This is a genomic window from Streptococcus mitis, assembly GCF_002096835.1.
GTDB classification, from domain to species: domain Bacteria; phylum Bacillota; class Bacilli; order Lactobacillales; family Streptococcaceae; genus Streptococcus; species Streptococcus mitis_W.
Map to the genome: position 1 here is coordinate 39,945 of NZ_NCVG01000020.1, position 23,402 is coordinate 63,346.

At 42.4% G+C, this 23,402-nt stretch carries 25 protein-coding genes; 5 read left to right on the forward strand and 20 right to left on the reverse strand.

The window, feature by feature from the left end; genetic code table 11:
• Window positions 1-29 precede the first annotated feature (29 nt).
• The gene (locus B7699_RS03330) at window positions 30-1,112 is read left to right on the forward strand and encodes a M24 family metallopeptidase (RefSeq protein ID WP_084927146.1); all 1,083 of its coding nucleotides are present in this window, start codon (window positions 30-32) and stop codon (window positions 1,110-1,112) included.
• 36 nt (window positions 1,113-1,148) lie between these two features.
• On the opposite strand, the gene B7699_RS03335 is transcribed toward B7699_RS03330, so the two are convergent.
• From B7699_RS03335 to B7699_RS03370, 8 genes are all read right to left on the reverse strand, one after another.
• On the reverse strand, window positions 1,149-1,610 hold the full coding sequence (locus tag B7699_RS03335) for an ECF transporter S component (protein ID WP_084927147.1): 462 nt from the start codon (window positions 1,608-1,610) through the stop codon (window positions 1,149-1,151).
• Window positions 1,588-2,361 (reverse strand): bifunctional hydroxymethylpyrimidine kinase/phosphomethylpyrimidine kinase, encoded by a 774-nt coding sequence (locus B7699_RS03340; protein WP_084927148.1) that lies wholly within the window; start codon window positions 2,359-2,361, stop codon window positions 1,588-1,590. The genes B7699_RS03335 and B7699_RS03340 overlap by 23 nt, the downstream gene beginning before the upstream one ends.
• On the reverse strand, window positions 2,351-3,100 hold the full coding sequence (truA, locus tag B7699_RS03345) for a tRNA pseudouridine(38-40) synthase TruA (RefSeq protein WP_084927238.1): 750 nt from the start codon (window positions 3,098-3,100) through the stop codon (window positions 2,351-2,353). Before truA ends, B7699_RS03340 begins: the two co-directional genes overlap by 11 nt.
• 98 nt (window positions 3,101-3,198) lie before the next feature.
• Complete coding sequence (locus B7699_RS03350) at window positions 3,199-4,350, reverse strand: MFS transporter (protein ID WP_084927149.1); 1,152 nt, start codon at window positions 4,348-4,350, stop codon at window positions 3,199-3,201.
• Window positions 4,351-4,474: 124 nt separating this feature from the next.
• Entirely contained in the window at window positions 4,475-5,104 is a 630-nt protein-coding gene (locus B7699_RS03355; protein ID WP_084927150.1) for a Pr6Pr family membrane protein, read from the reverse strand.
• A gap of 2 nt (window positions 5,105-5,106) precedes the next feature.
• Entirely contained in the window at window positions 5,107-5,445 is a 339-nt protein-coding gene (locus B7699_RS03360; RefSeq protein WP_001061582.1) for a zinc ribbon domain-containing protein YjdM, read from the reverse strand.
• Between the two features lie 130 nt (window positions 5,446-5,575).
• Entirely contained in the window at window positions 5,576-6,247 is a 672-nt protein-coding gene (cmk, locus tag B7699_RS03365) for a (d)CMP kinase (protein ID WP_084927151.1), read from the reverse strand.
• 8 nt (window positions 6,248-6,255) lie between these two features.
• Window positions 6,256-6,741, reverse strand: a complete 486-nt coding sequence (locus B7699_RS03370; protein ID WP_192851998.1) for an SAG1386/EF1546 family surface-associated protein — start codon at window positions 6,739-6,741, stop codon at window positions 6,256-6,258.
• A 45-nt stretch (window positions 6,742-6,786) separates the two neighbouring features.
• On the opposite strand from B7699_RS03370, the gene B7699_RS03375 reads away from it, so the two are divergent.
• On the forward strand, window positions 6,787-6,990 hold the full coding sequence (locus tag B7699_RS03375; protein WP_162496576.1) for a ferredoxin: 204 nt from the start codon (window positions 6,787-6,789) through the stop codon (window positions 6,988-6,990).
• A 51-nt stretch (window positions 6,991-7,041) separates the two neighbouring features.
• Here B7699_RS03375 and B7699_RS03380 read toward each other — a convergent pair whose 3' ends face one another.
• The 6 genes from B7699_RS03380 to B7699_RS03405 form a co-directional block, all read right to left on the reverse strand.
• A complete protein-coding gene (locus tag B7699_RS03380) occupies window positions 7,042-8,007 on the reverse strand; it encodes a glycosyltransferase family 2 protein (protein WP_084927240.1) in 966 nt (321 codons plus the stop codon).
• 1 nt (window position 8,008) lies between these two features.
• Window positions 8,009-9,028, reverse strand: a complete 1,020-nt coding sequence (gene galE, locus B7699_RS03385; protein WP_024057477.1) for a UDP-glucose 4-epimerase GalE — start codon at window positions 9,026-9,028, stop codon at window positions 8,009-8,011.
• Window positions 9,029-9,130: 102 nt separating this feature from the next.
• Entirely contained in the window at window positions 9,131-10,234 is a 1,104-nt protein-coding gene (locus B7699_RS03390) for an NAD(P)/FAD-dependent oxidoreductase (protein ID WP_084927153.1), read from the reverse strand.
• A gap of 16 nt (window positions 10,235-10,250) precedes the next feature.
• Complete coding sequence (locus B7699_RS03395) at window positions 10,251-11,048, reverse strand: Nif3-like dinuclear metal center hexameric protein (RefSeq protein ID WP_049502397.1); 798 nt, start codon at window positions 11,046-11,048, stop codon at window positions 10,251-10,253.
• Window positions 11,035-11,712 carry a tRNA (adenine(22)-N(1))-methyltransferase gene (locus B7699_RS03400; RefSeq protein WP_084927154.1) on the reverse strand — a complete coding sequence of 226 codons (678 nt, stop codon included), beginning with the start codon at window positions 11,710-11,712 and terminating at the stop codon, window positions 11,035-11,037. The genes B7699_RS03395 and B7699_RS03400 overlap by 14 nt, the downstream gene beginning before the upstream one ends.
• A gap of 101 nt (window positions 11,713-11,813) precedes the next feature.
• Window positions 11,814-14,150: a cation-translocating P-type ATPase gene (locus B7699_RS03405; protein WP_084927241.1), complete on the reverse strand. Its 2,337-nt coding sequence runs from the start codon at window positions 14,148-14,150 to the stop codon at window positions 11,814-11,816.
• 132 nt (window positions 14,151-14,282) lie between these two features.
• On the opposite strand from B7699_RS03405, the gene B7699_RS03410 reads away from it, so the two are divergent.
• Complete coding sequence (locus B7699_RS03410; protein WP_084927155.1) at window positions 14,283-15,032, forward strand: lysophospholipid acyltransferase family protein; 750 nt, start codon at window positions 14,283-14,285, stop codon at window positions 15,030-15,032.
• 43 nt (window positions 15,033-15,075) lie between these two features.
• Here B7699_RS03410 and B7699_RS03415 read toward each other — a convergent pair whose 3' ends face one another.
• The 6 genes from B7699_RS03415 to rpsO all read right to left on the reverse strand — a co-directional run bounded on the left by B7699_RS03415 (window position 15,076) and on the right by rpsO (window position 20,514).
• Window positions 15,076-15,768, reverse strand: a complete 693-nt coding sequence (locus B7699_RS03415; protein ID WP_084927156.1) for an alpha/beta hydrolase — start codon at window positions 15,766-15,768, stop codon at window positions 15,076-15,078.
• A complete protein-coding gene (locus B7699_RS03420; RefSeq protein WP_084927157.1) occupies window positions 15,749-16,759 on the reverse strand; it encodes an ABC transporter substrate-binding protein in 1,011 nt (336 codons plus the stop codon). Before B7699_RS03420 ends, B7699_RS03415 begins: the two co-directional genes overlap by 20 nt.
• Before the next feature lie 19 nt (window positions 16,760-16,778).
• Window positions 16,779-17,534 carry an ABC transporter ATP-binding protein gene (locus B7699_RS03425; protein ID WP_084927158.1) on the reverse strand — a complete coding sequence of 252 codons (756 nt, stop codon included), beginning with the start codon at window positions 17,532-17,534 and terminating at the stop codon, window positions 16,779-16,781.
• Between the two features lies 1 nt (window position 17,535).
• Window positions 17,536-18,582 carry a FecCD family ABC transporter permease gene (locus B7699_RS03430; protein ID WP_084927159.1) on the reverse strand — a complete coding sequence of 349 codons (1,047 nt, stop codon included), beginning with the start codon at window positions 18,580-18,582 and terminating at the stop codon, window positions 17,536-17,538.
• Window positions 18,583-18,818: 236 nt separating this feature from the next.
• Window positions 18,819-19,439 (reverse strand): CadD family cadmium resistance transporter, encoded by a 621-nt coding sequence (locus tag B7699_RS03435; protein ID WP_000531713.1) that lies wholly within the window; start codon window positions 19,437-19,439, stop codon window positions 18,819-18,821.
• Between the two features lie 805 nt (window positions 19,440-20,244).
• A complete protein-coding gene (rpsO, locus tag B7699_RS03440; RefSeq protein WP_001018251.1) occupies window positions 20,245-20,514 on the reverse strand; it encodes a 30S ribosomal protein S15 in 270 nt (89 codons plus the stop codon).
• 204 nt (window positions 20,515-20,718) lie between these two features.
• On the opposite strand from rpsO, the gene B7699_RS09625 reads away from it, so the two are divergent.
• A complete protein-coding gene (locus B7699_RS09625; protein ID WP_192851999.1) occupies window positions 20,719-21,093 on the forward strand; it encodes a hypothetical protein in 375 nt (124 codons plus the stop codon).
• Window positions 21,094-21,415: 322 nt separating this feature from the next.
• A complete protein-coding gene (thrS, locus tag B7699_RS03450; RefSeq protein ID WP_084927160.1) occupies window positions 21,416-23,359 on the forward strand; it encodes a threonine--tRNA ligase in 1,944 nt (647 codons plus the stop codon).
• The last annotated feature ends 43 nt before the right edge of the window (window positions 23,360-23,402 follow it).

Sequence of the window (23,402 nt, forward strand, 5' to 3'; positions counted from 1 at the left end):
AAAATAGAGGGGTAGAAAGAAGGTAGCATATGTCTAAATTACAACAAATCGTAACATATCTTGAATCAGAAAAACTAGACGTCGCTGTCGTATCTGACCCCGTCACAATCAATTACCTCACTGGCTTTTACAGTGATCCCCATGAACGCCAAATGTTCCTTTTTGTCCTAGCGGATCAGGAACCTCTCCTCTTTGTCCCAGCCCTTGAAGTTGAGCGTGCAAGCAGCACCGTTTCCTTCCCAGTTGTGGGCTATGTGGATTCTGAAAATCCATGGCAAAAAATGAAACATGCTCTTCCACACCTTGACTTCAAACGTGTAGCTGTTGAGTTTGACAATCTTATCTTGACAAAATACCATGGCTTGAAATCAGTTTTTGAAACTGCTGAGTTTGAAAACCTCACTCCTCGCATCCAACGCATGCGCCTCATCAAATCAGCTGACGAAGTGCAAAAAATGATGGTTGCAGGTCTCTATGCGGACAAGGCTGTTAATGTTGGTTTTGATAATATTTCTCTTGATAAGACTGAGACAGATATTATTGCACAAATTGACTTTGCCATGAAACGTGAAGGCTATGAAATGAGCTTTGATACCATGGTCTTGACAGGTGATAATGCTGCAAATCCACACGGCATTCCAGCAGCTAATAAGGTTGAAAATGACGCCCTTCTCCTCTTTGACCTCGGTGTTCTAGTCAACGGCTATGCATCAGATATGACTCGTACGGTCGCTGTTGGTAAACCAGACCAATTCAAGAAAGATATTTACAACTTGACTCTTGAAGCTCAACAAGCTGCTCTTGACTTTATCAAACCAGGTGTGACTGCCCATGAAGTGGACCGCGCCGCCCGTGAGGTCATCGAAAAAGCTGGTTACGGCGAGTACTTCAACCACCGTCTCGGTCATGGTATCGGTATGGATGTCCACGAATTCCCATCCATCATGGAAGGAAACGACATGGTCATCGAAGAAGGCATGTGCTTCTCTGTTGAACCAGGTATCTATATCCCTGGTAAAGTTGGTGTCCGTATTGAAGACTGCGGTGTTGTTACCAAGGATGGCTTTGACCTCTTTACAAGCACCAGCAAAGACTTGCTTTATTTTGATTAAATCTATACAAAAAAGTTAGCTCAAACAGCTAACTTTTTACTTTATCTTCTTAATACTCTGACTAAGCACAAACCCTACAATCATCCCTACCATATTTTGCATGAAATTTGGTAGAATTTCTGGTAGGGCTGCAGCCCAGCCATTCATCAATGTAGAACCCAAGGCGTAGCCCCCTACCATGGCAATAGTTGCCAAAACAAGGCCTAGCCACTGAGTTTTGCCTTTAAATCCTGCAAAAAATCCCTGCAAGCCATGGTTAACCAAGCTAAAGAACATCCACTGAGGGTAGCCTGATAAGAGGTCAATCAAGAAACCTGCTAGTCCTCCGACTACAGCTCCTTCACGACTACCAAAGTAGAAGGCCGTAAAGAAGACACCCGTATCTAAAAGAGTTAGAATGCCTGTCGGTGTTGGAATTTTTAAGAAATAGCCTAGAACCACAGAAAGGGCGGTTAATAGGGATACAAGGGCGATTTTAGTTGTTTTGGTTTGCTTCATATTGTCTTACTCCATATTGATCTGCTTGTGCAATGGCACGGTAAACGAAAGCCTTCGAGCTTTCTACTGCTGATAAAAGTTCATCACCTTTAACCAAGTGACTGGCAATGCTAGAGGCAAAGGTACAACCTGCGCCAGCATTTTGCCCTTGGATGACAGGATTTTCTAGGACTGTAAAGGTTTGTCCATCATAAAAAATATCTACAGCCTTGTCCTGACTAAGGCGATTGCCTCCCTTGATAATGACTGCTGGCGCGCCTAAGTCATGCAATTTCTGCGCTGCAGCTTTCATGTCTTCCAAGGTTTTGATTTCCTGACCAGCCAATAATTCTGCTTCAGGAAGATTAGGCGTAATCACACTGACATGAGGGAAAAAGCGAATCAACTCTTGGCAGAGTTCACTAACTGCTACATCGTGCGTTTCCTTGCAGACCAAGACAGGATCCAATACCACAGGCACTCCTGGGCGCTGCTTGATAAAGTCCAATGCCTTCTCAGCCACACTGACAGTAGGGAGAAGACCAATCTTAATTCCCCCAAACTCCACATCACGCAAGCTATCCAATTCATGTTGAAAAATGGCATCGTCAGTTGGAAAGACTTCAAATCCTTTTTCTGTTAAGGCTGTCAAACAAGTCACTGCTACAAAGCCATGCAAGCCGTTCAAGGTATAGGTAGCCAAATCAGCGGATAAACCACCACCACTAAAAATATCATTTCCAGAAAGTGCTAAAATACGATTATTCTTCATAACGAATCTCCTTTAAATACAAACCATTAGGTGCTGCCGTTGGACCAGCAAGTTGCCTGTCCTTCTTCTCCAAAATCAGGCCAATCTGCTCTACTGGCATGCGGTCATTGCCGATTTTAAGCAGTGTCCCCACCATATTGCGGATCTGCTTATACAAGAAACCATTTCCTGAAAAGGTAAAGGTTAAAAACTGGCCTGTCTCATCAACACTAAGACTAGCTTCTGTAATGGTGCGAACCTTGTCTTCCACACTGGTCCCAGAGGCTGTAAAACCTGTAAAATCATGGGTCCCTTCTAATTTCTTGACAGCCTCCTGCATCCGTTCCACATCAAGCGGATAAGGAAAGTGGGTGGCATAGTGACGACGCATAGGATTTTTGGGACGGCCCCTGTCTACGATAAACTCATAGGTCTTACTGTGCTTGGCATAACGGCAATGAAAATCATCCGCCACAAGTTCAATCGAAATTACATCAATATCTTCAGGGGACTGAGTGTCTAGAGCAAAACGGAGCTTTTCCTCATTCATCTGATAAGGCAGGTCAAAATGAATCACCTGTCCCAGGGCATGAACCCCACTATCTGTCCTACCAGCACCGTGAACAGTAATAGCTTGCCCTTTATTTAACCTGGTCAAGGTTTTTTCAATTTCTTCCTGAACGCTACGCGCATGGGGCTGGCGCTGAAAACCAGCAAAAGCGTAACCATCATAGGAAATAGTTGCTTTATATCTCGTCATAACTTCTATTTTATCAAGAAAATAATCTGAAAACAAGGTTCTAAAACAAATATTGTATGGGTACAAAAATCCTAAAAAGAAAAACTTAGGAACCAATCCTAAGCTCTCTTTTGAAGTAGGTACATGACAAAGATAGAGGTTACAATCAACCACCCTCCTAAGATACTAAAGACCAACATCCCATTATGCGTTAGTAAGCCAATTGCACCTAGAACAAATGGAGTCGTAAAGGCTCCGAAACTACAGCCTAAAACTGCAAATGAAGTTGCTTGATTGAGGAGTTTAGCTGGAATTCGTTCAGAGACAAGTTGAAAGACCGTCGTCAAGGCTACACTGTAGGCAAAACCAGCCAGAATACTCCCTGCCACTACCACCCACAAGGATGGAGACAGGGCAATCACAATTTGCCCTAAGCCGAAGGTAATACCAGACCAGAGGAGCAATTTCTCTTTAAAGATAGAAATCAAGAAAGAAAAACTCACACCAGCCACAATCCCGATCAACTGCATGACACTAAGAACAAAACTAGATAACTGGGCATCTCCAAGCCCTCTTTCCACCATCAAACTTGGAATACGGATGGTAATAGCTGTATTGGTACAAACTACAACTGCCGCTTCGATAGCTAGGATAAAAATCAAGCCTTTCATTTCACCAGTTAAGCGACTTGCTTCCTTCGTTTTTTTCTTGATTTCTTTCTTTTCTTTTCCATAAGGTACAAAGAGCAGATAAAGGGTCAACACCAAAAATCCAGCACTATAGGCTAAGAAAGTAGCTGTCCAACCAAAGGCCAACAACTGGCCGACTGCCAAGGTAATGAGAGAAGCCCCCACAACCTCTGCAGAACCGCGTAGCCCTAGCATCTGAATTCGCGTTTTCCCTTGATAGCGTTCACTGATGATGGAAATGGCTTTGGCATTGATCATCCCAACACCCAAACCAAAAAGAATCCGTGTTCCAAAGACAAAGGGATAGGCTTGATACCAGAAGGGAGCCGTCCCGCTCAGTGATAAAATCAACAATCCCAAACTAATCTGTAATCGCTCAGGAAATATTTTTTCTAAGAAACCATTTAGCAGTAACATAATCATGATCCCAAAAGATGGCAAGCTCGCTAAGAGCTCAATTTGTTCCTTAGGGTAGCCTTGATAATAGTCAAACATAGCTGGCAGGGCACTCGAGATGGAAAAGGAAGTAATCAAAACGAGGGAGAGAGCCAAAATACTGGCCCGTTCTAAAAATTGTTTCATGAAATCTCTTTCTATATTTCTCTTAATCTTCTACTTTTTTGATAGTCATCAAACAAGCAAGAAAAGAAGAAGCCTCTTTGGTGTACAGACTCCTTCTTAAACTCGAAAATGAATCCCTTGTATCTTAGGATGACTTTCTCTTGATTTGCTTGATAAAGTAGAAGATAAATCCTGCCACCATATAGGCAACAAAGATAATCAGACACCACTTGAACACGACATCCCAACCCTTGTTCACATTCAAAAAGAAGTAAGGGAAGGGACTGACCTTAGAATTAGGAACATCAAGTTTCAGTACCAAGCCATTAAAAAGAGCAAAAATCATATACAGCAAGGGTAAAATCGTCCACACAATTGGATCCCATATTTTGTATTGACCCTGTTTATCAAACAAGAGGGTATCTGCTAAAAACCAGAGGGGAACGATATAGTGGCAAAGGAAATTTTCTAGAGTATAGAAATTGGTCGCAATGGGCGCCAAGAGGAAATGGTAAATCACACAGGTAATCATGATACTCATGGTGACCCCACCTTTTAGACGCAAAAGACTTGGTCTTTGCCAGTTTTCACCTAAACGGCTCATAACCTTTAGGAGATAGAGTGTAAAAATCGCTACTAAGAGATTGGACAGAACCGTATAATAGAGTAGCATCCCAAAGCCACCATGCTTGGCGATTTCAAGGTAAACTCCCGTAAAAGCCGCTAGAAACAAGAAGATACGGCTATAAAATACAAGTTTATAGTGCTTTGACATGTTTAAATTTTCTTCACAAACTCTGATTTGAGTTTCATGGCACCAAAGCCATCAATTTTACAGTCGATATTGTGGTCGCCTTCTACGATACGGATATTTTTCACGCGCGTCCCTTGTTTCAAATCTTTTGGCGCACCTTTTACTTTCAAGTCCTTGATGAGGGTTACAGTATCACCGTCAGCCAATTTATTTCCGTTGGCATCGATAGCGACAATGCCCTCTTCTACATCTGCAACTTCAGCAGGATTCCACTCATGAGCACACTCTGGGCAAACCAGTAGGGCACCGTCTTCGTAGACATACTCTGAGTTACATTTTGGGCAATTTGGTAGGTTGTTCATGGTTTCTCCTTATAATCATTCACTATTCTTTGAAAATCAAAATTTCTCGAACAGCAACTATTATACCTTAAAATCAGCATTTTGACAAATTTAGAAAAAAACCGATATCAATCTATCGGCTTCTCTACATTTACATTCTTTTTTCAGCTTCTGCTTTGATTTTTTCAACTACTTCTTGAATGTTCAAGCCAGTTGTATCAAGGTAGACAGCGTCCTCTGCTTGTTTGAGAGGCGAAGTCTCACGATGACTATCCTTGTAGTCACGCTCAGCAATTTCCTCTTTTAGGGTTTCAAGGTCTGTTTCAATTCCCTTGGCAATATTTTCCTTGTAACGGCGCTCTGCTCGTTCATCTACCGAAGCTACTAGGAAAATTTTCAATTCTGCTTGTGGCAATACAACAGTTCCAATATCGCGACCGTCCATGACAATACCGCCTTGTTGGGCAATTGCTTGTTGGAGAGAAACTAGTTTCTCACGTACTTCAGGAATTGCTGCAATTGCTGAAACATGATTGGTCACTTCATTTTCACGGATAGGATGGGTAATATCCACATCTCCTACAAAGACCAGCTGTTCTCCAGTTTCTGAACGCCCAAAACTAATTGGATGCCGGTCCAATAAGGATAGAAGTGCTTCCACTTCTTCTACTCCTAACTGGTTCTTGAGAGCCATATAGGTCGCTGCACGATACATAGCACCTGTATCTAGGTAGGTGTAACCAAAATCCTTGGCAATAATCTTTGCGACTGTACTCTTACCACTTGAAGCTGGACCGTCAATAGCAATTTGAATTGTTTTCATATCAACTCCTATTTGATTTTGACAACATCACCTGGATTAGCAAACCAAGATCCTGTAGTCATGTGCCCAGGATTCAAAGCCTCTAACTGCGCAATCGAAATCCCAGCGCGAGCGGCAATGGCTGCTTCTCCTTCTCCAGCTAAGACTTTTGTCGTCCCTTCTGGATCAGTTGGATGTTCTGAACTACTAGAGGACTCTTCTACCTTTTCCTCCGAACTAGAAGATACCTGCTCTGAACTACTAGAGGATGAAATCTGTACTACATTTGCATCAGAATCGTGAAAATCTTTCAAGGCTGCCGTGCGATTACTCCCACCCGATGAAAGATAGATAAGAACAATAATCATCACGACTACAATCACAAAGAAAATACTTGCTAAAATAGTCAAGATACGATTAGCCAACACTCCTCCACCTTGTTCTCTCTTACGACGTTCTGATCTTGTTTCTTCTTGATTCTCATAAATATCTTCTTGCCACGGTTCTTTTGCCATACCTTACTCCTTGTTTTTTTTTACTTTTCTTATTACAATATAAATATGAAAATCACACTTATACCTGAACGCTGCATTGCCTGTGGGCTTTGCCAAACTTATTCTGAATTATTTGATTACCACGATAATGGAATCGTGCGTTTTTACGATGATCCTGATCAACTAGAAAAAGAAATTTCTCCTAGTCAGGACGTCGTAGAAGCTGTTAGAAACTGTCCGACACGTGCCTTGATTAAAGATCAACTCTAATATCGACAAGAACGTTCCACTCCTTCTAGTTTAGCATATTTCCATGCAAAATTATAGTCTTTTCTCTTTATTTTTTTCTGTAAAATCAGGAAGATCACTTTTTTCTTTGATAAGATAAAGTGGTCTTTTTTTGGTCTCTAGATAAATCTTACTGATGTACTTGCCGAGAATCCCAATGGTCAAGAGTTGAATCCCACCAAGGAAGAGAATAACAGCCATCAGAGAGGTCCAACCTGACGTCGGATTGCCCAAAATAAGAGTCCGAACCACAACAAAAAAGGTCATTAGTAGAGAAATAAAACAAGATAGGAGACCTGCCACAAAGGCTATAATCAAGGGAAAATCTGAAAAATTAACAATCCCTTCAATGGAGTAGAAAAAGAGTTGCCTAAAACTCCAACTGGTCTTGCCGGCCTGTCTTTCAACATTTGGATAGTCCAGATAGTGGGTTTTAAAACCGACCCAGGCAAAAAGTCCTTTAGAAAAACGATTGGACTCAGTTAAGCTTAAAATGGCATCGACTACAGATCTTCTCATCATGCGAAAATCACGGACACCTGACGGCAGGGCTACTGGACTAATTTTTTTCATGAAGCCGTAAAATAGATCAGCACAAAAACTGCGAAAGAAGGGTTCTCCCTCCCGACTAGTTCTCCGTGTTCCAACACAGTCCAAATCTATATTCTGGTCTAGTAAGTTTTTCATCTCAAGCAACATACTAGGAGGGTCCTGGAGGTCTGCATCCATCACTACCACCAAATCTCCTGTCGCATATTGCAAGCCTGCATAGAGAGCTGCTTCTTTGCCAAAATTTCGCGAGAAAGAAATATAATGCACTGCCGGATTTTGCTCCCGATAGGACTTTAAGAGTTCCAAGGTCCCATCACTTGATCCATCGTCGACAAAGACATACTCAATTTCTGTTTCCAAATCTGGAAGTAAAGCTTCCAAAGCCTGATAAAAAAGAGGAAGTACTTCCTCTTCGTTTAAACAGGGGACAATGATTGACATCACCATCTTAGTCTTCAAATCCATTTGGATGCTTGCTTTGCCAACGCCATGCGTCTTCACACATTTGGGTGATGCCTAATTCTGCTTCCCAGCCGAGTTCTGCTTTGGCTTTTGCAGGATCTGAATAGCAGGCTGCGATATCCCCTGGGCGACGGTCTACGATGCGGTAAGGAATTGGACGTCCCACTGCTTTTTCCATATTTTGGATAATTTCAAGAACTGAGTAGCCTTTACCTGTTCCAAGGTTATAAACGTTTAGACCTGAACCTTTTTGGATTTTTTTCAGAGCTGCAACGTGACCTTTAGCCAAATCGACAACGTGGATATAGTCACGAACACCAGTTCCGTCTTCCGTATCGTAATCGTCTCCAAACACTTGCACTTGCTCTAATTTTCCAACGGCTACTTGAGTCACATATGGCAAGAGATTGTTTGGAATACCGTTTGGATTTTCTCCCAAATCTCCACTCTCATGGGCTCCGATTGGGTTAAAGTAACGAAGCAAGACCACATTCCATTCTGAGTCTGCTTTGTAAATATCGGTCAAAATTTCCTCAAGCATAAGCTTAGTGCGGCCATATGGATTAGTCACTGAAAGTGGGAAATCTTCCAAGATGGGCACTGTATGCGGATCTCCGTAAACTGTCGCAGAAGAACTGAAAATGATGTTTTTACAGTTGTTTTCTTCCATAACTTTCAAAAGGCTAACAGTCCCTGCGATATTGTTGTCATAATAGGCAAGAGGAATACGAGTAGATTCACCGACAGCCTTCAAACCAGCAAAGTGAATGACCCCTGTTGGTTCTTCTTGCTTGAAAATATCTCTGAGGGTATCGGTATCACGAATATCTGCCTCATAGAAAGGCACTTCAACTCCTGTGATTCTTTCAACAACTTCTAAACTTTTTCTATTACTATTAACAAGGTTATCCACCACAACAACCTGATGACCTGCTTGGATTAACTCAATAACAGTATGGGTTCCGATAAAACCTGCTCCACCCGTTACCAAAATCTTTTCTTGCATCTTCTTTCCTCGATTCTCAGATTATTTTTTCTTATTTTACCATTTTTGATAGGGAATGTCATTTGCCATCCTAGAGGGTAGGATAAAATTTCAGTAAAATGCTTATTCGCTTTTTACCCGTTTGACATAGTTTTCAATTGGGTAGTTTAGAGGGTCCAAGGTCAACTCCTTGTCTTGGATCAGTTGAGCTAGATGGTAACCAATGATAGGACCAGTTGTGAGGCCTGAGGAACCTAGTCCACTAGCAGCATAGACACCTGATAAGCCAGGTACTTGTCCAAAGAAAGGAGAGAAATCACTGGTATAGGCACGGATTCCCACACGCTCAGCTCTTGAAGTCGCTACTGCCAAGACTGGATAGTGAGGCAAGGCTGCCTCCTCCATTTGTTGGAGTAAGGTTTCATCTACCGTCAAATCAAATCCCATATCATTTTCATGGGTAGCGCCTAGGGATAATTTCCCACCTGCAAAAGGAATCAAATCCCACTCCTCTTCTGGCATAACAACAGGGTAAGCTTCCATGTCTTGGGCAAGTTGATAATCTCGGAGTTGCCCCTTTTGGGGACGAACATCTACTTCATAACCTAAAGGCTCTAACAGGTGTCCCAACCAAGCTCCCGTCGCCAAAATAACCTGATCAAACACCTCTTCTCCAATCTGGTATCCTGATGCTAAAGGTGTCAGAGTCACTTTTTCTTTGACCAGCGTGACGTGACTGGCTTCCAGTAAACGAGTCACTAAGAGTTGACCATCTACTCTCGCTCCACCAGAAGCATAGAGCAAGTGATCAAATCCCTGCAAGCCAGGGAATAATTCATTTGCTGATGCTTGATCCAGAATGGCTAATTGCCCTATCAAAGGAGATTCTTCTCTACGCTGGAGGGCTAGTTGATAGAGTTCTTCCAACTTGGACTCATTCTTCTTCAGGAGAAAGACTCCCGAACGCTGGTAAAAGTCGATTTCTTGTCCTGACTTCTCTAAATCAGCTAATAAATCCACATAAAAGTCAGCCCCCAAGCGCGCCATTTTGTACCAGGCCTTATTGCGGCGTTTGGAAAACCAGGGGCTGATAATTCCTGCTGCGGCCTTAGTAGCCTGACCTTGTCCATGATCAAAGACTGTTACTTCTAGATCACTTTCTTTCGAGAGGTAGTAGGTAGCTGTTGCACCTACAATCCCTGCTCCAATAATGGCAACTTTTTTCATTGTCTTCACCTTCTAACTAGATATGGTGGAAAGGATTGGTCGATGCTTGACTAGGTAAGATATCAATAGTCCAGCCTTTTTCCTCTTTCCATTGATTAAGAAGCTCTGCAATTTTTTCTACAAAAAGCACTTCGATATAGTGACCTGGGTCCAAGGCTAGCAAGCCATCAGACAGCATATCCTGAGCAGTGTGGTAGTAAATATCACCAGTGATATAAACATCTGCCCCCTTTGCCAAAGCATCCTTATAGAAAGACTGCCCGCTACCACCACAGATGGCCACTCTTGAAATAGGCTTCTGCAAATCTCTCTCTTGATAATGCACCAATCGAAGGCTATCTAAACCAAAGACTTGCTTGACATGCTGGGCCAATTCCCCAAATGTCTGAGGCTGAACATTCCCAATACGTCCAATTCCACGTTCAGGACCTGTCTCCTGCAGATAAGTCGTTTCCTCGATACCTAGCATCTGACAGAACCAATCATTGAGGCCATTTTCAACGATGTCAATATTGGTATGGCTGACATAAACTGCGATGTCATGCTTTATCAAATCAATGTAAATCTGATTTTGTGGACGGCTAGCTACCAAATCCTTGATGGGACGGAAAATCGGCGCATGCTTGACGATAATCAAGTCTACACCCTTTTCAATGGCTTCAACCACCGTTTCTTCACGAATATCGAGAGCCACCATGACCCTTTGGATATCCTTGTCTAAAGTACCAATTTGCAGACCACGACTGTCTCCCTCCATGGAAAATTCCTGAGGGCAAAAGGCTTCATACGCATTAATCACTTCACTTGCTAACATGGAGAACCTCCTTGATGGCTTGAATTTTATCTACTAGAACTTGACGTTCTTCCAGATTTTTTTCTGGGATTTGTCCGAGGGCAAACTCTAGCTTAACAGCTTCTTTTTGCCATTTTTGGACAAAGACTGGACTGACCTCTTTGGACAAGAAGGGACCAAAGCGAACATCACTAGCTGATAGCTTCATTTGTCCTGCTTCCACCACCAAAATCTCGTAAAACTTGCCAGCCTCTTCTAAGATACTTTCAGCTACAATCTGAAATTCGTTCTCTTGTAGCCAGATACGCAAGTCGTCTTCACGATTATTGGGTTGGAGGATCAATCGTTCTACATTAGCTAACTTGTCCAAGCCTTCTTCTAAAATCCTAGCAATCAAACGACCACCCATACCAGCAATGGTAATGACAGACACTTGGTCTGCCTCTTCAAAGGCTGCCAAGCCATTGGCTAAACGAACCTGGATTTTCTCCTTTAGGCCGTGAGCCTCAACATTTTTGACCGCAGACTGATAGGGACCTTCCACCACCTCACCCGCAATGGCACTTTTGATTTGGCCTCTTTCGACCAACTCGATAGGCAGATAAGCATGGTCACTTCCCACATCTAGTAAAATGGCTCCCTGTGGCACAAAGGAAGCCACTAATTCTAATCTCTTTGAAATCATTTTCTCTCACTTTCCAAAACTCTATTCCTTCTTATTATACCACATTTCAGCTGGCAATCTTGTACCTAAAAAGACCGCAATCCACAGATTGCAGCCTTTCTTTATTTTCTAGCTTGGTAGCGACTGGTCAAAATGAAAATCACGGTAAAGACCAACATCATGACACCATAAACAGGTAATGTTTGTCCTGTTAAGGTTGAAATTTCAAGTAGTTTTTGAATTCTTGGGAAGAGAGCTGTAGCTAGGAAGCCTCCTACTGACCAAACAATCAGGAGGACACGCCATAGGGTAAATGGCATGCAGGCTCTAAATACAGATAAGAAACCAATTGACCCCAAGAGATAATAGAGTAGAGTTGAAATTTCTAACTCAGACCAACCTTGGCTACTTCCAAATATTTTCACAAAAAGAACGCTGAACACAACCATGAGAGCACTTGGTAGAGCACGAAGCATGGATCTTCTGAGGAAGTTTGGCTCAACAGGTTTGATATTTCGCTCAAAAGTCAGAACGAATGGTGGGAACCCTTCCACGAACTGGTCAATCATGGTAATCTGGATCGGAATGAAGGGGAAAATCAAGATCCACTCAGACCGACCTAGTAAAGCACTGGCGATACAGATAACTGCGAGCAAGAATGAGTAGATGGTCTTTATCAAGAAAATCGGTGCAATGTGGGCAATATTATTAACCACACGACGACCTTCAAAAAGAATCTCAGGAACATCATTAAAGTCAGAGTTCAAGAGAACCAGATTGGCAATCTGACGAGTCGCTGGATCTCCCTCAGCCATCACGATAGAACAATCCGCCTCACGAAGGGCCAGGATATCATTAACTCCATCCCCTGTCATAGCTGTTGTATGCCCCGCTTTTTTCAGTGTTTGGATGATGAGTTTCTTTTGATGAGGGGAAACACGTCCGAAAATAGCTGTCTCCTCAGCCATAGCAATCAATTCCTCATCCGTAATTTTTGAGCAATCTACATAACTGTCATAGTCTGCAAAACCAGCCTTCTGGGCAATGCTGGATACCGTAACTGGATTGTCCCCAGAAATGATTTTGAGTCCCACTTCTTGAGAACGAAGATAGTCCAGCGTCTCAGCTGCTCCTTCTCGTATCGGGTCCAAGATTTCTAGCAAGGCTAGAGCCTGAATATCAGATGGTTTCTGTGGTTTGTGATGGTCTAATTTCTCCTGACTGAGAGCTAAGACCAAGACACGTGACCCTCTCTCCAAGGCCTCCCTGGCTTCTGGGGCTTCAGAGTCCAGCAACATCTCAGGCGCACCTAAGAAAACTGTCCCCAAACCTTCCAATTCCATAGCTCCCCACTTGCGGTCGCTGGAGAAGGGAAGATTAGAGAGCATAGGATAGGCTACTTGGCCTTGGAAGCGCTGGCGAATAGCTTGGGCAGTTGGATTTTTATCCTCACTGTGGGCCATGTAGCTGGCCAAAATGCTGGCAATAGTCTCTTCACCATAAGTTGCCGTCAGTGGAAGAACAGCCTCCACCTGCATCTTTCCTTGGGTGATGGTGCCCGTCTTGTCCAAACAGAGCATATCCACGCGTGCCAAGGTCTCAACAGAGTACATCTCCTGCACCAAGACCTTTTTCAAGCCCAACTTAATCACCGCAGTCAAAAGCGAAGTAATGGTCAAAAGGGCAATTCCCTTAGGTAACATCCCCAGAAGGGCTGTCGACGAATTTACAACGGACGACTTAAGAGGCAAGCCTTTTAAAAGCAAGGCTTCTAGTAAGAGAGCCAGACCAAAAGGAATGATAATCTTCCCAGTAAAACCAGCTAGCCTGTCCAACGATTTCATGATACGAGAGTTGATTGGTTTAACGGTCTTGGCTTCCAGCATGAGTTTGGCAGCATAGTTGTCTGCACCGACATGATGAACCTGAGCTAAAACTGACCCACTGGCTAGGAAACTTCCTGACAAAAGCAAGGTATCCACTTCCTTTTGCACCAAATCACTTTCCCCCGTCAACATGGCTTCATTAACCTCCGCAAAGCCTTCCAAAACCAAGGCATCACTGGGAATCTGCTCTCCAGCAGACAGACGAATGACATCTCCTAGCACCAATTCTTCCGGATTCAGAGCCACTTCTTGACCATCACGGATGGTTTTGACCTTTTCCTTGGTCATGAGATTGAGCTTGTCCACCATGTGTTTGGCCCGTAGCTCAGTCACAATTCCAGAAAAAGCGTTAAAGCAGATAACGGCAAAGAAGACCAGATTGCTCCAAGCCTGCACAAAGGCAAGTGCCAAAGCAATGGCAAAGTTCAAAGCGTTAAAAAGGGTAAAGACATTTCGTTTAACGATTTGCCAAGTACTGGTACTGGCTGATGCGGTAAAATCATTGACCAAGCCCTTAGCCTGTCTTTCCTCGACTTCTCTTTGGGTTAATCCCATAATCTTATTTTTATCCATAAATTCTATCATATCATTTTTTCTAAAAGAATTCTAATCTCATCCTAAATATGCACCTAGTCAAGGGAAAAGTTTGCCAGCCCTCCTTTGATAAGGTATAATAATAACAAGAAAAGAATCGAAGGAGATCGCATGTTTTATACTTATTTACGTGGATTGGTTGTCTTACTCCTCTGGTCCATCAATGGCAATGCCCACTATCATAATACTGATAAAATTCCTAATCAAGATGAAAATTATATTCTGGTTGCACCTCACCGCACCTGGTGGGATCCAGTTTATATGGCCTTTGCGACCAAGCCAAAACAGTTCATCTTTATGGCCAAAAAAGAGCTCTTTACCAATCGTATCTTTGGCTGGTGGATTCGTATGTGTGGCGCCTTTCCCATCGACCGTGAAAATCCTAGCGCCTCAGCCATCAAATACCCTATCAATGTTCTCAAAAAAAGTGACCGCTCTCTCATCATGTTTCCAAGTGGAAGCCGTCACTCAAATGATGTAAAAGGTGGCGTAGCCCTGATTGCCAAAATGGCCAAGGTCCGTATCATGCCGGTTACCTACACAGGTCCCATGACCTTGAAGGGCTTGGTTAGTCGTGAACGTGTCGACATGAACTTTGGAAATCCAATCGATATCTCAGATATCAAGAAAATGAATGATGAAGGCATTGAAACAGTCGCCAATCGTATCCAAGCCGAATTCCAACGTTTGGACCAAGAAACCAAACAATGGCACAATAATAAAAAACCGAACCCACTCTGGTGGTTTATCCGCATTCCTGCCCTCATCCTTGCCATTATCCTCGCTATCCTAACCATCATCTTTAGCTTTATCGCGAGCTTCGTATGGAATCCAGATAAGAAAAGAGAAAAACTTAGTTAAATAAATACAACAATCCCTTGGCAAAAGCCAAGGGATAATTCTTTTATTTGATTTTCCATTTTTGGGCCAACCAGCCGGAAAAGGCTAGGAATCGTTCAGCCACTTGCTCATGATGCCCATAAGAATCAAAGACAAACTGACCATTCGGATAGCGTTTTTGAAGACTGGTATGGATCTGCTCAGCATAGACTGGTGCTTGAGCCAAGCGATTGCTATGATTGACTCCTTCTGTTTGACCGTTCTGTAAATACAGCAAACAGTCCAAATTTTTCACCTTTTCTTCCCTACAGTAAGTCACAAAATCAGGATACCAAAAGGAACCGCAGATTGAAAAGACACAGGAAACCTTGTCAAAGCTGAAAAGACTGTAGACTGCAGCCAAACCACCTAGTGAGTAACCTCCATAAGCAAGACGATTTTTGTCCAGGCGATAAAGCGACTGCAGCTTGTCTAAAAGACCTCCAAATAAATGGCCATGATAGGCATCTGCCTGACCTCCAAAATCTGGAGCTCCATCTCTCAGAGCCGATGTCGCCCAGGGCGTGTAGTCGTCTAGGCGATTTTTAGAAGTCAAGCCCACTAAAATCACAGATTCGGAAAGGGACGATAGGAAATCCAAGTTTCCATCATTCAATAAAATAGCCGGATAGCTTTGATTAGGATCATAGGTCGAAGGAAGACTGACCTTGACTTGGATTCCTTCCCAATCAAACTCTTTATTTATTGATAAAGTCATTGATTTTCTCAAGGGAATCAATCACTGCTGGACCGTAATCCATCAACTCATCGTAAGATATAGTCATGATTTTTTGATTCTTAATAGCAGGAACACCTTCCAAAACAGTATTTGCCTTCATCAACTCTACAGCATTGGCATCCAATTTTTTATTGCGGTCGCTGGTTACATAGATAATCAACTCAGGATCCATTGACACAAGATTTTCCAAGGTCAAGCCTGATGTTCCCGTTGCAACGTTTGTATAACCAAGTTGGTTCAGCAGGCTTTCTTGCAAAGCAGACTTGTAGGCACCAAAGGTTTCGTCATTATAAGCAACCATAATCAAAGCCTTTTTCTTTTCACCTTGGCTTGCTGGATTTGCTTTCTTAACAGCGTCAATTTTAGTTTGTAATTGAGCTGCGTATTCATTGGCCTTGTCCTGCACATTAAAAATCATTCCAAGATTTTTTACATCTTCTACGATATTCCCCAAATCTTGCTGAATTGTTGAGAGAGAAGCTTTTTGTGTATAAACTGGGATTTTATTTTCATTCCAAGTGCTAACTGTCCCCAAGGATTTTTCAGAAAACATCATGTTTCGACCCATCACAGCGTCTGGCTCATAAGAAAGGACTGTCTCTTGTGAGACTGTTTTTTTATCCCCAATTTGAGGAATCGTTGCAATCGCGTCCTTGTATTTGTCCGTCACAGCATTATCAGGGTTAAGCATGCCAGCAATTTTATCCTTCAACCCCAACTCCAATAAGATTTCAGTGGTTGAAAGATTGTTGGTGATCACTTTTTCAGGTGCCTTGTCAAAGACTTGTTCGACTTCATTCCCTTTCGCGTCATAGGTTTTGACCGTTAACGGATAAGTCGTCTCTGCGTTAACCTTTTGACTTGTTTCTGTGCTAGATTGTGTAGTAGCTTTTTCTGTAGTAGTGTTACCACAAGCTGCCAAAGTTAATGTAGCTACTGTTACTAGTAAAATATTAAGTGTTTTTTTCATCTTGTTTTCCTTTTCATTCTTATAAATAGTGAATCATAGCTTGCTGATCCTCGGTCCAAGTAACCTGACTTTGAACTCCGTATACAGTTTGCAATGACTCAGGGGTGATGGTCTCCTTTGGAGTCCCTTGGTAAAGGATTTCTCCCTCTTTCATCAGATAGAGATAATCCGAATAGCGACAAGCAAGTTGAATATCATGCAGGACAGCTAGAACATTGACCTTAAGCTCCTTCACAATGGCCAACAAGTCTAGCTGATACTTGATATCCAGGTGATTGGTTGGTTCGTCTAGGAGCAAGAGAGTCGGTTCTTGCGCCAAGGCGCGGGCTAATAAGACTCGCTGTTTCTCTCCTCCTGACAGGGACGAATAGAGACGAGTTTTCTTCTCAAGCATATCCACCTTAACGAGGGCATCTTGAACAAGTGTAAAATCTCTTTCCCTTTCCTTCTGTAAAAAAGAGAGGTGGGGAGTTCTTCCCAGCAAGACGATTTCCTCAACTGTACAATCAAACTGCAATTGATTAAACTGGGTGACAACTGCCATTTGCTTGGCTGTTTCTTTGAGTGACCAATGCTCCAGAGGCTTTCCATCTAGGCTTATCAAGCCTTTGTCCGCCTTTTCCTGACGATAGAGGAGTTTAAGTAGACTGGTTTTCCCGCTTCCATTTGGTCCTAATATCGTGTGAAATTGATTCCCTTCAACCTTAAGAGAGACTCCTTTGAGGATTTTTTTCTCTCCTAGTCCAAAATGGATATCCTGACAAATCAAGTCCATATCAGCCCCTCACCTCCCTTCGCCTACCTCCAACAATATAGATAAAGAAGGGAGCACCTACTAAGGCTGTGAAAATACCAATAGGAAGCTCTGCGTTTGGAATGATGATACGAGAGAGTACGTCTGCCCAGATGACAAAGAGGGAACCCATCAAGGTTGCAACAGGAAAAAGCCTCTTGTAATTCGTTCCTACTAACCCTCGAGCTAAATGTGGAGTAATCAGACCGACAAATCCAATAATCCCACAGGTTGCCACTAAGACTGCTGTCAGCACAGCCACCATGGTCACATAAAGATACCAATAAAAGCGTAAGGGAATCCCCAAAGTTAAAGCAGCCTCATCTCCCATCATCATCGCATTGAAAACACGATACTGAGTAGAGAAAAATAGAAAGGCCATTCCTACTATTATAGTTGGCAGGACCAAGTCTGCCCAGGTAGTCCCAGCGAGCGAGCCCATGGTCCAAAACTTAATGGTCATCACACTGTCCGCATTAGCACCAACTGAGATAATAAAGTTTGAAAAAGCCAGAAAGAGAGCATTGACCACCGTTCCTGATAAAATCAGACTAGAAGTCGTCATCCTTCCCTGCATAGAGGCAATGATGAGGACAGAAATTGTTGCCAAAATAGCTCCAAGAAAAGCTCCAAGGCTAATCATCACTTTTAAACCAAGAATGATGCTCAAAGTTGCCCCTAGAGTTGCACCCGCAGATATTCCTAAGACATAAGGCTCAGCGATGGGATTGTTCACTGTGGACTGCATCACGCTACCACACATAGAAAGGCCTGCTCCCACTATCAGACCTAACAATACTCGGGGAAATCTCATGTTCCATACAATGACAAGAGTGGACTTGGAAACCTCTCCTATCTCAAGAGGAAATCCTAATCTGCTCAAAATAATCCGATAGGTATCTCCTAGATCAATTGCAACAGATCCCATTGAAACTGCTAGAAAGAGAGAAATCCCTAAAGTAGCTAGCAAAATAACTAAAAGTAACACAAATTGCTGGTCTTGTCGGCTTCCAGAAAATTTGGAAAGCATGCAAACCTCCTATGATAGAATCTTAAAAATTTAGAAAATTCTCATGAAAAAGTATACCATATTTTCAACTGCGTAACAAGATGAGAACAAATGAATATAGTTGGTTTTATTGTGCTAGGAACCGTAACCGAAGATTAAACTTGAGTATGTCGAGGTAAGGTGACAACATAAAAAGCCCTCTGAAAATCAGAGAGCCAATTTGAGCTCGGGATAAAATCCTAGTGAAACAAAAAAATCTACACGGTCAGAAAAGTCTCTATCGTGCCATTTTCATACATGATGTATAGTCCAAGTAGAATGAATACTAAGGGCACAATGATTCGCTCGTATTTTTCAATTGTCTCGAATATTAACGGAATAGAGGATAACACCCGACTAATCTCGCATAAGATAATTATGCCGATTACAAACACAAGCAACGCCACGAGGGTCTGTGACCAATCTAACGAAGCAAAATAAGGTATATAGATACCTAAATTATCTCCGCCAGACGCAATTGTCAGCAATGTAACTGTCCAAAACAGTTGATTTGCCTTGCTTTGTTCTAATCTTTCAATAATTTCTTCCTCTTCTTCCTCTTCTTCCTCACCTTCTCCAACAATTGCAAAGCGAATCCCTAAATAGATAGGGATTAAACCAAGCAATCCAACCATCCATTCTTCAGGCACGAAATTAACGACATAAGCAGCAACTAAACTCGCCCCTACAAGTAAGCCTGTGCCTAGATATTGCCCCGCATAAATATGCCATTTTTGTTTATTCTGTGATAGCTGTGCAAATAAAATAAATAAAATAATTAAATAATCGATACTGGTGGAAATATAAACACCAATAGCAGATATGATTGTCTGTCCCATAAAAACCTCCTGTATTAGTCAGTAATAAATCAGCAGATTTTAGGAGAGCACAGACACATTAATTTAGCTATCGCTAGTGGGTAATGTCGAACATAGGAAAGCATTTTACTCCTCCTCAAAACGTAGTTACAAAGTAATTTCTAACTGGAATTCGGTGACTACTTCCATGTAAAGTATAACATACTTTACTTCGTAAAGTGTGGGCTCTCCGAGGGGGCTTGCAGACAGCTACTCGGCTTTTCAAGCCGAGTAGCTACGCACCTTTATGGTGTAATTAGCTGATACCATTTGAGATTTTTGTAGTCTCCAAAATTGTGACCGATAAAACCTCAATAAAAAGCCCTCTAAAATTAGAGAGCTGATTTGAGGTCAGGCTAAAATCCTAGTGAAAAAAATGGAACTCCTTGTGTTCATCGAACACGGTGTCGTTTCCCTATTTTCATACGGATTTCTTACGCCCTTAACATCATGATTCTTGCTGGATAAAACGTTTATAGACTAGACGGCGAGGAGAAGAATGTACGAAACTTTCAGTGAAACAAAAAAATCTCCCCGAAGGGAGATCATTCTGGTTTATTTTACCTTACAGTGCTAGGAACCGTAACCAAAGATTATACTTGAGCATATCAAGGTAAGGTGACAAAAGTAAAAAAGCTACCCAATAGAGTAGCTTCATTATCAAGATATGCTCAATTGAACACGGCCTAAGCACTTGGCAAAAAAGATAAAATTTCCTAGAAACTGAAGTTTCTTCGCCAATTTTCCTATTTTTGCTTTGTGCTTTTAACGGCCTTTGTATCTTGAATTAGCGACGAAGTCCTAGAGAGTTGATCAACTCACGGTAACGGTTAACGTCGTTTTTACGCAAGTATGCAAGCAAGTTACGACGGCGACCGATTTTCTTCATCAATCCACGGTAAGTAGCGTGGTCTTTTTTGTGTTGTTTGATGTGTTCATTAAGGTGGTTGATTTCCCAAGTAAGGACAGCAACTTGAACCTCTACTGAACCTGTATCACCTTCGTGACGTGCATATTGTGCGATAATTTCATTTTTTTTCTCTTTTGAGATTGCCATGATGTTTCTCCTTTTTATTTGGCTTCATCCGAGTGACAGGTTGGCATGCCTGTAACCAAGAAGAAGTTATTTGTCTTTACGACAATCCCTATTCTACCAATAACTAACTTCTTTGTCAACAGATTTACTTTCTTGTTTTAAACATGCTATAACAATCATAGCAAGAAATCCAAGTTGTCTGTTTTTTAAAACGAGGTGATTATCATGCCTAGATTCTATTCCCATCTCCCCTACTATCTGGTCATATTTTTCTTTTATTGGCCACTTTATGAGTTGGTCTTGCTAGTTGTTTCTGACCCCCTTACACTCAAGGGACTCTGTATAAACAATCTTCTCTTCTTTACACCTCTGGTAATCTTGATTATATCGCTACTCTATAGCTACCGTTTCCGTTTCTCACTTTGGTGGTTAATTGGTAACGGACTGCTCTTTTGCTTTACTATCATAACCTTCGGTGAATTTATCTGGTTTTACTTTTTAGCCTATGAAATCTTTGCTCTGGTGGGCATGGCTTCCGGTATTGGCATCAAGCATATTCTACAAAAAATGAAAAACAAAAAACTTTCACAAAATCCTTGAAAAATCTCACAATCATGCTATAATAATCCATAGAGACAAGTCACTTAGTCCCTTTCTACTAGAGAGTGCGTGGTTGCTGGAAACGCATAGAGAGCCTAAACTGATACTACTCTTGAGTTTTTTATGAAAACATAAAACGGCGGCCACGTTAGAGCCAATCAGAGGTGTCCCTCTTTTTTGAGGAACATAAATGAAGGTGGAACCACGTTGCGACGTCCTTTTGAGGATGTCGCTTTTTGTTTTTCTAGCTTTCAAAATCCTCTGTCCCTGTTTTTAAAATAGGGTTCACACATTCGTCAATAATATAAGTAAGGAGAACATCATGATTAACATTACTTTCCCAGATGGCGCTGTTCGTGAATTCGAAGCTGGCGTTACTACTTTTGAAATTGCCCAATCTATCAGCAATTCCCTAGCTAAAAAAGCCTTGGCTGGTAAATTCAACGGCAAACTCATCGACACTACTCGTGCTATCACTGAAGATGGAAGCATCGAAATCGTGACACCTGATCACGAAGATGCCCTTCCAATCTTGCGTCACTCAGCTGCTCACTTGTTCGCCCAAGCAGCTCGTCGTCTTTTCCCAGACATTCACTTGGGAGTTGGTCCAGCCATCGAAGATGGTTTCTACTATGATACTGACAACACAGCTGGTCAAATCTCTAACGAAGACCTTCCTCGTATCGAAGAAGAAATGCAAAAAATTGTCAAAGAAAATTTCCCATCAATCCGTGAAGAAGTGACTAAAGACGAGGCACGTGAAATCTTCAAGAACGACCCTTACAAGTTGGAATTGATTGAAGAACACTCTGAAGACGAGGGCGGTTTGACTATCTACCGTCAAGGTGAATATGTGGACCTCTGCCGTGGCCCACACGTTCCTTCAACAGGTCGTATCCAAATCTTCCACCTTCTCCATGTAGCAGGTGCTTACTGGCGTGGAAATAGCGACAACGCTATGATGCAACGTATCTACGGTACAGCTTGGTTTGACAAAAAAGACTTGAAAAACTACCTTCAAATGCGTGAAGAAGCCAAAGAACGTGACCACCGTAAACTTGGGAAAGAGCTTGACCTCTTCATGATTTCACAAGAGGTTGGTCAAGGACTTCCATTCTGGTTGCCAAATGGTGCGACTATTCGTCGTGAGTTGGAACGCTATATCGTTGACAAGGAGTTGGCTTCAGGCTACCAACACGTTTACACTCCACCACTTGCTTCTGTTGAACTTTACAAGACTTCTGGTCACTGGGATCATTACCAAGAAGACATGTTCCCAACTATGGACATGGGGGACGGGGAAGAATTTGTCCTTCGTCCAATGAACTGTCCGCACCACATCCAAGTCTTCAAACACCATGTTCACTCTTACCGTGAATTGCCAATCCGTATCGCTGAAATCGGTATGATGCACCGTTATGAAAAATCAGGTGCCCTTACTGGTCTTCAACGTGTACGTGAAATGTCTCTTAACGACGGTCACCTTTTCGTTACTCCAGAACAAATCCAAGAAGAATTCCAGCGTGCCCTTCAGTTGATTATCGATGTTTATGAAGATTTCAACTTGACTGAATACCGCTTCCGCCTCTCTCTTCGTGACCCTCAAGATACTCACAAGTACTTTGATAACGATGAAATGTGGGAAAATGCCCAAACCATGCTTCGTGCAGCTCTTGATGAAATGGGTGTGGATTACTTTGAAGCCGAAGGTGAAGCAGCCTTCTACGGACCAAAATTGGATATTCAAGTTAAGACAGCCCTTGGAAAAGAAGAAACCCTTTCTACTATCCAACTTGACTTCTTGCTTCCAGAACGCTTCGACCTTAAATACATCGGAGCTGATGGCGAAGAGCACCGTCCAGTTATGATCCACCGTGGAGTTATCTCAACTATGGAACGCTTCACAGCTATCTTGATTGAGAACTACAAAGGTGCCTTCCCAACTTGGCTTGCACCTCACCAAGTAACCCTCATCCCAGTATCTAACGAAAAACACGTGGACTACGCTTGGGAAGTGGCTAAGAAACTCCGTGACCGCGGTGTCCGTGCAGATGTAGATGAGCGCAATGAAAAAATGCAGTTCAAGATCCGTGCTTCACAAACCAGCAAGATTCCTTACCAATTGATCGTTGGGGACAAGGAAATGGAAGACGGAACTGTTAACGTTCGTCGCTATGGCCAAAAAGAAACACAAACTGTCTCAGTTGATGACTTTGTTCAAGCTATCCTAGCTGATATCGCCAACAAATCACGAGTTGAGAAATAAAAAATAAAACCTAGGATAAAATCCTAGCTAGCTAAAAAGCAAC